This window comes from Streptacidiphilus anmyonensis, from assembly GCF_000787855.1.
Lineage (GTDB): Bacteria > Actinomycetota > Actinomycetes > Streptomycetales > Streptomycetaceae > Streptacidiphilus > Streptacidiphilus anmyonensis.
The window spans coordinates 1-3,278 of the sequence record NZ_BBPQ01000141.1 but is presented as its reverse complement, the minus strand read 5'-3'; the positions used below and the strand labels follow the sequence as shown (position 1 = coordinate 3,278).

Genomic DNA, 3,278 nt, shown 5'->3' with positions numbered 1-3,278 from the left:
CAGCCTCGATCTCGGCGCGCTCGTCATCCGGCAGGCCAGCCAGATCGGCGCGCATCGTCTTGGCGCCGGTCGACGACCCGTAGGCTGAGCGTCTTGACGGCTTGGCGCTTCCGTTCGAGGGTGACGCGGTAGTAGCCCATGGTGGTCTTTGGATCTTCGTGGTCCATGAGCTCTTTGAGCACGTCAAGCGGGGTGTCGGCATCGGCGTGACGTTGAGCGAAGGCGTGCCGGAAGGCATAGGGGAAGATCAACGACCGGTCGAACGGGAGCAACTCCCCGTCTGATCCGAGGACGTCGCTGTCCAGCTTGGGCAGGCTGTCCGCCCACCTGCGCAGGTTCATGCTCAGGGTGGTCGACGCCATGTGGTCGTATCCGCTGACGTCGGTCATCGCCGGGAACAGGTAGTCGTCGCTCTGCGCCGGAGCGGCGATCCGGTCCCGGATTGTCTGCCAGCGTTCGAGTGCCCTGACCGTCGAGCTTGCGATGGGCAGGCGCCGCCGCCGGCGTCGGCCCTTGTGGTTGTGCCAGATCAACTCCGCTTCGTCGCCGCTGCGTTCGAGGCACTTCCGAGGGAGAGAGACGATTTCGAGCGGACGGCGGCCTGAGTCGCGCATGACGACGTAGAGGCACTGGAACATCTCTGCGGTCTCCTCGCCGGTGAGCTGGCCATAGCTGTCCGGCGCGAAGGAGTCCATGGCCGCATCGAGTTGGGCGATGACATGCTCGGGTATGGCCTTGCCGATCTCCTCCTCGTTGGTGTCCTCCGAGGGGATGCGGTGGCTCGGTTGCCGGGCGAAGGCTCCCGGTGCCTCGTCGAGCAGCCCGGCGAAGCGCCCGAACTCGATGGTGGCGGTGAAGTGGTGCAGGATCCCGGAACGGTAGCGGGCCGTGCAGAGTCGGCCGTCCTTGCGCCGGTCGGCAGATATCTCGTCGAAGACGGCCTGCATGTGAGGAAAACCTAGGCCGGCCAGATCGTTTCCGCCGCCTGGGAGCCGGTTCATTCCGTCGCTGGCGAGCTGGGCCGCCCGGTGCCAGCGTGTGAACGCGCTGCTGGTCGGCCGCTCTGCTTCGGTGCGGCGGCGAAGGAGGTCGCGTAGCCAGGGCTGGGCGATGGTTGCCAGGTCCACCACCCTTGCTTGGCGACGGCGGCCGGTGCGGGTGGCCGACTTGAGGCCCAGGGCCCGCAGGTCGATCGTGTTCTCGCCCCAGGGGTCGCTCCGTGGAAGCCGACGGACCGGTGACGATCTGCCGGATGCTCCGTGGGTCGAGGTTGCTGCCCAGTTCGTCGCGGTGCTGAAGCGCGTAGGCCAACTCCAGCCGTAGGAGCGTCGGGAGCTGGACCAGCGAGAACTGGTAGCTGTTCATGGCGGGGGCCTGCGATAGCGACCACTGCCGCATCGCCTGCGGCGCCGATTTCCACGAGCCCTTCTCGATGAACCAGCGGCGGACGTGGAACGTGCAGAGCGGGGTGTCCTCCCGCAGTGTCTTGTTCCCGCAGCCGAGCACTGGGCATGCGGGCGGCACCTCGAACGGTCGGGAGCCGGCCTGGAGGGCCCATTCCTCCGGTGACAGGGGCGACCCCGAGTTCGACGCGTACTGCCAGTTGGAGCTGTGTGATCGACAAAGGCCTCTGGTCTGCGCGACGCGCCCGCAGCGCTGCCCGCCCGTCGTCACCAGGCAGTCCTCCGGGTCCTGCCCGTTGCGAAGCCCTCGGGTGACGACGTGAGTGCTGTCGAACTCCTCCCAGGAGACCTTGGCGCTGCCCCGCGCGCGAGAACAGGCAGCGCAGCGACCTCGTCTGGAGGTCACACCGATGTCGCAGCCCTGCGTGAGGCACTCCCAGACAGCGGTGCGGGGGTTGTCCTTGTCGCCGTTGAAGAGCCAGGTGTCCTCGGTCCACTCGCCTGGGCGCCAGGTGGGGTTGACCTGCCCGCGGAGCCATCGCTCCCACCCTCGCCAGTCGACGTCCAAGATCGCGTGGCCCACCGCGGGCCCTGTGAGGGCGGTGACGGTAGCCGTGCTCATCGCTTCACCGCCGCGACGCGCTCAACAGCGGCCCGCTTCCGGCTGGGGCTGGCGTGCAGGTAGGGCTTGAGCGACGACGGGGATTGATGCCCGAGGAGGTCCTGGACGACGTCCTCGGGAACGCCCTCGGCGATCCACTCGGTGGCCGCCGTGTGTCGCAGCATGTGCGGCCGAGCGACGATGTCAGCCCACTTGGCAAGCCGGTCGAACATCTGCTTCGCGTTGGGGTAGCTCATCGGGCGGCCCAGGGGCGCGCGGAACAGATTGACGAGGACCATGCCGCAGTCAGCCGCCTCGTCGACCTGGTCGCGCTCGTACTGGTAGTCCCAGTAGAAGTCGATGACCGCCTGGGTGACGGGGATGGTCCGCGACTTGCGGGACTTCGCGAGTGCGTTGTTGCTGTTGTCGGTCCGCCGGCGGACGTGAAGGTGAGGCCCGGGCTCGGCGCAGCCGAGCAGCCGGGAGTCCGGCAGGAGATGGAGGTCCTCGCGCCGCAGGCCCAGGGCCTCGCCGATCCGCATCCCGGTCGCACGCATCAACATGATCAAGAAGCGGTCGCGGGCGTTGCGGGCCATGCGGATCATCAGGTCGACCTGCTCGGCGGTGAAGCACTCGATGCCGGGGTCCTCGCTCCTGAACTTCAAGGTCCTGACTTCGACGGTTCGGTATCTGCCGTCCTCTCCGGGCGCGTAGCCGGCGGGAAGGTGGGTCAGGTATTTCGCCTGCGACAGCGTGCTGACCACTGCGTCTGTCACCCATCCGGGCCCGACGCCGAAGCGCATGAACTCGGTCAACGTGATCAGCACCGCGTCCGCGCTGCCGTCCTTGCGGAACCGCGGTCCCGCCGACGACTTCCTGCCGCGCGTCGGCAGCGGGGTGCTGACGAGCCAGTCCCGGAAGCGCAGGAGGTTGTCGAAACCTGGATCGGCCCAGTTCAGCCCTCGCTCACTGCACCAGGTCAGGTACAGGGCGAGCCGACTGGCGTAGTTGCGTTCGGTGTTCCATGAACAGTGCCGCCCACGCAGGCTGTCCAGGTAGGTGCTGGCCTCGACGTGCAGTCGGAACATCTCATCAACGACTACCCAGCCGACGCCGCCCGCGACGGCAGGGAGTGTTGCCTTCTCGGCTATGAACTTCACAAGGTCCTTACGTGCCTGATGTGCCACCGACCTTGTGGATACTAGGAAGTCACACAGGTCGAGATCAACTGAACAAACGTCCCTGACCTGCAAAAACAGCCTCTAGATAACGAC

The 3,278-nt window shown here is 66.9% G+C and carries 2 protein-coding genes; both read right to left on the bottom strand.

The window, feature by feature from the left end; translation table 11 throughout:
* Positions 1-23 precede the first annotated feature (23 nt).
* A complete protein-coding gene (locus TR50_RS43800; RefSeq protein WP_084701933.1) occupies positions 24-1,127 on the bottom strand; it encodes a tyrosine-type recombinase/integrase in 1,104 nt (367 codons plus the stop codon).
* Between the two features lie 894 nt (positions 1,128-2,021).
* Positions 2,022-3,191 (bottom strand): tyrosine-type recombinase/integrase, encoded by a 1,170-nt coding sequence (locus TR50_RS43790; protein ID WP_236654825.1) that lies wholly within the window; start codon positions 3,189-3,191, stop codon positions 2,022-2,024.
* Positions 3,192-3,278 lie beyond the last annotated feature (87 nt).